5 protein-coding genes are annotated in these 6,613 nt (G+C 66.6%); 2 read left to right on the top strand and 3 right to left on the bottom strand.

What is annotated here, in order from left to right; all coding sequences use genetic code 11:
• The first annotated feature begins 202 nt into the window (after positions 1–202).
• A complete protein-coding gene (locus ELR45_RS00710) occupies positions 203–1,627 on the top strand; it encodes an HAD-IG family 5'-nucleotidase (protein ID WP_129662634.1) in 1,425 nt (474 codons plus the stop codon).
• Positions 1,628–2,248: 621 nt separating this feature from the next.
• Complete coding sequence (locus tag ELR45_RS00715; protein WP_165367339.1) at positions 2,249–3,625, top strand: serine hydrolase; 1,377 nt, start codon at positions 2,249–2,251, stop codon at positions 3,623–3,625.
• Positions 3,626–3,652: 27 nt separating this feature from the next.
• Here the strand turns inward: ELR45_RS00715 and ELR45_RS00720 are convergent, their stop codons facing one another.
• The 3 genes from ELR45_RS00720 to ELR45_RS34290 all read right to left on the bottom strand — a co-directional run.
• Complete coding sequence (locus ELR45_RS00720) at positions 3,653–4,213, bottom strand: hypothetical protein (protein ID WP_129662637.1); 561 nt, start codon at positions 4,211–4,213, stop codon at positions 3,653–3,655.
• Positions 4,210–6,390 carry a hypothetical protein gene (locus ELR45_RS00725; protein ID WP_129662639.1) on the bottom strand — a complete coding sequence of 727 codons (2,181 nt, stop codon included), beginning with the start codon at positions 6,388–6,390 and terminating at the stop codon, positions 4,210–4,212. Before ELR45_RS00725 ends, ELR45_RS00720 begins: the two co-directional genes overlap by 4 nt.
• Positions 6,391–6,409: 19 nt before the next feature.
• Positions 6,410–6,613 (bottom strand): hypothetical protein (locus ELR45_RS34290; protein ID WP_165367340.1); only part of this gene is annotated, 204 nt, incomplete at its 5' end.

Below are 6,613 nucleotides of genomic sequence, written 5' to 3' on the forward strand. Positions count from 1 at the left end.
GCGGAGAACGTCATGGACAACGGCCCTCTTCCCTCAACACCCGCGCCGAACTCAGCGACGAGGCACCCGGCACCTGCAGAAACACCTTAATCTGTTCGTTACCTACGTTTGAACGATACCTGCATACACGACCACAGCCAAGCACCTGCCTGACACGTCCGTATGACGTAGCCTTGGCATCCCAATGCAGGAGACAGAACGAATGACATACTCCATCGATCCTGGTCGCGACGTCTATGCCAACCGGACCTTGAACCTGAGATCCGTCCGGGCCATCGGCTACGACATGGACTACACGCTGCTGCACTACCGCATCGATGAATGGGAGGGCGCGGCCTTCGAGCACGCGCGCCGGCTGCTCGCGGAGCGCGGCCTCCCCGTCGCGGACCTCACGTTCGAAGCGGACCGGTATCTGCAGGGCCTCGTGATCGACCTGGACCTGGGCAACCTCGTGAAGGCTACCCGGTTCGGGTACGTCATCCAGGCCCAGCACGGCACCCGCCAGCTGACCTTCGACGAGCTGCGCAATGCCTATGCCAACGTCTTCGTCGACCTGGGCGAACCGCGTTTCAGGTTCCTCAACACGATGTTCTCCATCTCGGAGGCTTCGCTGTACGCCCAGCTCGTGGACAAGCTCGACGCCGATGAGATCACCGGGCCGGTCGGCTACGACGAGCTCTACCGTATCGTCTCCGCGGCCCTTGACCAGTCACACGCGATCGGGACGCTCAAAGCCGAGATCGCGGCCGACCCCGATCGGTTCTGTGACCTCGACCCCGACACCGCGCAGACCCTGCTGGACCAGCGCATGGCGGGCAAACGGCTGCTCCTCATCACCAACAGCGAGTGGAGCTACACCCGCGCGATGATGAGCTACGCCTTCGATCGCCACGTCCCAAGCGGGTCGTGGCGAGACCTGTTCGACATCGTCGTGGTCGCAGCCGCGAAACCGCGTTTCTTCGCCGAGGACATCCAGGCGTTCCGTATGGTCGACACGGAACGCGGCCTGCTCCAGCCGCACCGCGGCCCGCTTCAGGTCGGGGACGTCTACCACGGCGCGTGCGCACGGCTGGTGGAGCAGAGCCTCGGCCTGGACGGGGCTCAGATCCTCTACGCGGGCGATCATCTCTTCGGAGACGTCCACGTCACCAAGTCTGTGCTGCGCTGGCGGACGGCCCTGATCATGCGTGAGCTCGAGGTTGACATCGCCGACGCCAACCGGTTCGCCAAGGACGAAGCCGAGTTGCGCAGGCTTATGGCAGACAAGATCACGCTCGAGGATCTCGTGGCCCAGGCTCGGCTTTCCGAGGTTCGCAGGAGCGCCGACGAGTCGGCGCCCGCGTGGGACGGGCCGTCGATCGGCCAGCTCCTGGAACAACTCCGTCAGCTCGACCAGCGCATCACCCCGCTCGCGAAAGGCGCCGCCGAGCTCGGAAATCCGACGTGGGGACCGATGATGCGTGCCGGGAATGACAAGAGCCTCTTCGCCAGGCAGGTCGAGCGGTACGCCGACGTGTACACCTCACGGGTGGCCAATTTCGGTCTCCGTACGCCATTCGCGTTCCTGCGCGCGGCACGGACGAGCCTTCCGCACGACCTCATCTCCTGGGATTCCAGCCAAGAATAACGGTGCGGCAACGGTGCGGTGAATTCTTTCCGTCTCACGCCACAACAGGATGGTCACCATGGCTGGAACAAAATAAGGTCCGCGTGCACCAGACGATTCGGTGCACGCGGACCTTATCCCCGTATGTAACTTTTGGACTCTGCCCCGCAGGCGGCTGCGGTCATGCATTCCCCCGTGCCACGCACTTGCGGCAGTACCTGCGGCTATCTACCGGATCCTTTTAAATAGGGACCTATGCGGACAATCTACCCAAGAAGGCTACCGATCACGTCAATGATCGTGTTGATGAGATCGGACAGCGTGTCGACGAGATACATGCTCTTCCCTCCGTTCGAGCATCTTCTGAAAGGTGGACTACCCAACCCCTAGCTTTACCGGTCCGGACGGGTCCGGTAGATCCATGGCTATGACTATAGCGATGACTCATTGCGACGTAAAGACTTTCGGTAAGTCTCCTCAAATAGACTCTGTGACTGCCACTTGACTATCGATGACAATTGATCCGCTCCCTGTCATCTCCGGCCCTGCCGCCAGTCACCGGACACCGCACGGTAATGTCATATCCGCTGGAGCCGACCGTTTGGGGGAACGATGCATCCGCGGACCCGACGCCTGCCCGTCATGCTGCTGAGCGCAGCCGTCGTGGCTGGATGCTCAACGGACGACGACGGCGACGCAGGCCCCACCGATGCGTCTCCCACCAGCTCCCCGACGACGCAGGCGGCACCCAGCGAGCCCGAACCGGTGGCGGAGTTCCCGAATACCCCGGCCGGGCAGCAGTCACGCTGGGTTCTCGACCAACTCGACGAGGAGTCCGGACCAGACGCGGACGAGGCAGCCGAACGCTTCAGCGACCTTTTCCTCGACGAGGTACCGGCGGAAGAGGTGGCGGCCACGTTCGACAGCCTCCGGACGCTGGGTCCGTTCACCCCGGTCTCGTATTCCGGAGAGTCGCATCAGGCCGTGGTCGACCTGATCGCTGCCGATGACACGTGCTACCAGCTCAGCGTCGGAATCGACGACGACGAGACGATCGGTGGACTGTACATGCAGCCCACCGCCGATGCGCCCGACGTGGCCAGCTGGGATGAGCTCGACGCGGCGCTCGCCGAGACCGGGGCCGAGATCGCCGTGTACGCCGCTCGCGACGACGACGGAGCATGGATGCCCGTGCACGAGAGCTCCGCGGACGCGTCCCGGCCGCTGGGCTCCATGTTCAAGCTCTACGTGCTCGGTGCCGTCCAGCGAGCGGTACTCGATGGGGAGGTCTCCTGGGACGACGAGGTCACCGTCACCTCGGAGCTGCGCAGCCTGCCGAGCGGCGAACTTCAGGACGCCGCCGACGGCACGGCCGTCACCGTGGCCGAGGCCGCGGAGAAGATGATCTCCATCAGCGACAACACAGCGACGGACATGCTCATCGACCTGGTCGGCCGCGAAGCCGTAGAGGCGGCTGTCACACAGATGGGACACCACGAACCGTCTCAGCTGCAGCCCTTCCTCACCACCAGCGAGTTCTTCCGCCTCGGCTGGACGGAACCCGAGCTCCCCGACATGTGGGCCGATTCCAACGTCGAGCAGAGACGGTCGTTGCTGGAGGATCTTCCTCCCGACATCTCCGCGGTCGACGTCGCCGCCGTGGGCACCGAGCCCCGGTGGCCGTCCGGGATCGAGTGGTTCGCCAGCGCCGAGGACATCGCCGCCGCTCACCGATCCTTGCAGCAGCTCGCCGCCCAGGACGAGACACAGACCCTGCGCGACCTCATGTCGGTCAACTCAGGCCTCGCGGTCGACGCGGACGACTGGCCCTACATCGCTTTCAAGGGCGGAAGCTCCGCCGGGGTGCTGGCGTACTCGTGGTATCTCGAGGACGCCGACGGAACCGGTCACGTGCTCGTGGTCCAGCTCAGCTCCGAGGATCCGGACATGATCGCGGACCAGGCGCATGTCGGCGCCGTCGTCCAGCAGGCATTCGACCTGCTCGCCGGCTCCCAGTGACCAAGGATCGGTAGCGACCAACGATCGCTAGCCGAGCGCGCCGACCAGCCGAGCCGTCGGGCCGCGCAAGGCGCCCGCCGTCCCCTCCGGCAGCGGGACGATCGAGGATGCGCCATAGTCAGAAGCGATGGATCTGAGCCGGGAGAAGATGTATTCGCTGTGCGAGTCGCCGGGGCTGGCGGCCGAGAGCTCCTCCGCGCGCATCACCCGCTCCACCACGTAACCCCTGCCGCGGAAGGGAGCGAAGTCCGCGCTGTCGATGACGAAGAGCGGCCGGAACGAACCGGTCATCATCTGGGCGTACTCGAACTCACGAGCCAGGCCCTCCGCCTCTCCCTCACCCAGCCCGGTGGCCACGATCACCACCACGGGGAGCTTGCGGGCACCGTCCTGCACGAAGTATCGGCCCGGGCGGAATCCCATCGACGTTCCGCCCGCGGAGGACCCGGCCTTCCCGGTGCCGGCCAGCCTCCGGGCGACCCGCATCGCCACGGGCGAGCGCCGCAGGAGCCTGCCCGCCACCCGCCTGGCCACCCGGTAACCGGGAACACGCGCCCGAATCGCCGCCGTCGTCGTGACATTACTCATCCGATAACCCCTCTCTCGGTCAGGAGTCTCTCGACCGACGCCATCGCATCGGCCGCACCATTGCCCGGATAGAGCTCCTCACATCGAGCCCGCATCCGCTCGATCGTGGCCGGTTCGAGCAGCCGGTCCATGGCCTTGTCGATGGCGGCGACGCTCACCTCATCGACGCTGACGCCCACCCCTGTCGCGTCCGCGTAATGTGCCCGCGCATGCTGGTCGTCGGTCACCTTGGTCTTCGGCACGAAGATCGTCGGGACACCCGCCAGGATCGACTCGTGGTACGCGTTGTAGCCACAGGCGACCACCGCGACGTCGAAGGCGGCCAGACTGCGGCAGAGCGGATAGACCGAGATCGACCGGAGCCCGGCATGGTCCTGTGTGGCCCGTGCGATGGGTGGGCGGGTGGCGTACACGTGCCAGCCGGGCCGCCGGTGCATGGCGGCGGCGATCGCCTCCAGGTCCGGTCCGAGGTCATGGGCGTTTCCGCCGCCCAAAGTCACCAGGACCGCCTTCTCGTGCGGGTCCATGCCCAGCTCGGCCCGTGCGTCCTCCCGGCTGAGCACGTCGGATCGATCCAGCAGGGTGACCGGCGCCACCCGGCGGGCGTCCACGCGTGAGACCGTAGGCCCCTGGTCGGCCGCTGCCGCGAACTCTCCGGGCTCGATGACCAGGTCGAACCATTCGGACTTCTCCAGCGGGTCGGTGCGATGCCCCTGCTTCCACATCGCCCGGCGCGACCACACGTACAGCAGGTCCGGGAAGAGCTCCCTCGCCTCCCCCAGCCCTCGGTACGGCCACGTGCCGTCGAACACCAGCGCCCGCGGCCGGTAGCGGCGCACCACGTCCGCGAACCGCCGGGCGAAGAATGGGTTCCACTCCCGGGCGTCGACGTCCAGGTCGTCCCGGGACGGGCAGTACTCCCAGTTGTAGTCGTACCGCGCCACGACAGGAACCGCGGATGACATGGAGAAGAAGAACGGCTCGATGCGGTCGCTCGCCCGGTTGGCCATCGCCAGCAACCGGGTGAGATGCCCCATACCGGTCCCATTGCTGCTGACGAAGAGGACACGGGCGCGCTCCACTTTTCGCCGCCGCGACGGGCGTGCCGCACCGCCCGTAGACGGAGGCCCGATCAGCGCGTCCAGCCGGTCGACATGCGCCGGGTAGCTGTGCCGGGCCGCGACGAGGTCCCGGCCGAGTTTGGACTGCGCCCTATACGCGGCGCGGTCCGCACAGAGCCGGGACACCACTTCGGCCACCCCCTGTGGCGGCGCATACAGGGCCGCTTCGCCGTACGTCTCCCGGAAGTGCTCTGGCAGGATCGCCACCGCGCCGGAAGCCAGCGCCTCCATGATGTTGCGCCCGAACGCCTCCACCCATCCCGGGTGGTGGTAGTAGACGAAGAAGTCGACGTCGGCCAGGAAGCCCGAAGGGTGGCGCGCGCCGAACGGTTCCACCAGCCAGTGCCGGGGAACCTTTCCCAGCACGGCCCGTGCCGGATCGGCGCCGCCCAGGACCCGCGTCCGCACGTCCGCCGAGTCCGGATAGGCGGCCAGGATATCCTCACCGCGGTTCGGCCACTTCGTCCAATGCGGCCGGCTGTGCCGGCCGATGACCGGTGTGTTCCGGGCACCGTCCCGAGGGGTGAACCACCCCTCCAGATCGATCAGGTTCCGCCAGTCGTCGCCGGCGAGCGGTACATCGCTCCGGTCGGCCAGCTGCCGACGTACGACCGGACCGATCGGCCGCCAGAGCGGGTCGTGGCCGAAACATCCGGCGAGCCGCTCGGTCGCGAGCCCGGGGTCGTACTGCGCTGTCCCCTCCGCGTCGAGAAGAGGATGGTTGGCGATCAGGCTGACGCCGTCGACCGTCACCGTACGCAGCGGCTCGACCAAGTCCTGGGCGACGGCCGGATGCCGGACGATCGCGTGCCGCGCGTGCACCGTGTCCCCCGGTAGGACGAGGGTGGCCAGCCCGTCGTCGATCAGGGTCGACAAGTGCGCCGATATACCGAGCGTCTTGCTCGTGAGCGAGCTGTTCACGTGCAGCAACGCCGTCCGGTACCCAGCTGCCGCATGCGCCCGGATCTCCTCGGCCATGCTGGCCGTCGTCCCGCCGGACAGCCGCAGGTCCGAAACCATCAGAACGTCGTGGTCGCTCACATCAGGAGTCAACACGGCTGAACAACCCACTCCATTACAGCCGCGTGCGCGTTGCGTTACCGAGCACGGAGAGTGCTTCGAGCTCGTCCCCCGGCCGGCCCGGCTCTGCCGTCCGGCTGTGTTCCCCGTCCGGGTCCAGCCTTCGGGACAGGTCGTCGATGGCGCTCTCCAACCGCCGGTTGTTCGCGGCGAGGATGCGGGCCAGCTGCTCGAAGTGTTCTTGTGGAACCTCGACCGA

The sequence above is a fragment of the Phytoactinopolyspora endophytica genome (assembly GCF_004138495.1).
GTDB lineage: Bacteria > Actinomycetota > Actinomycetes > Jiangellales > Jiangellaceae > Phytoactinopolyspora > Phytoactinopolyspora endophytica.

What these genes read in the sequence shown, in the direction of transcription:
- ELR45_RS00715 (WP_165367339.1), top strand. Translation starts at nt 2,249, where the DNA reads ATGCTGCTGAGCGCAGCCGTCGTGGCTGGATGCTCAACGGACGACGAC.
- ELR45_RS00710 (WP_129662634.1), top strand. Translation starts at nt 203, where the DNA reads ATGACATACTCCATCGATCCTGGTCGCGACGTCTATGCCAACCGGACC.
- ELR45_RS00720 (WP_129662637.1), bottom strand. Translation starts at nt 4,213, where the DNA reads ATGAGTAATGTCACGACGACGGCGGCGATTCGGGCGCGTGTTCCCGGT.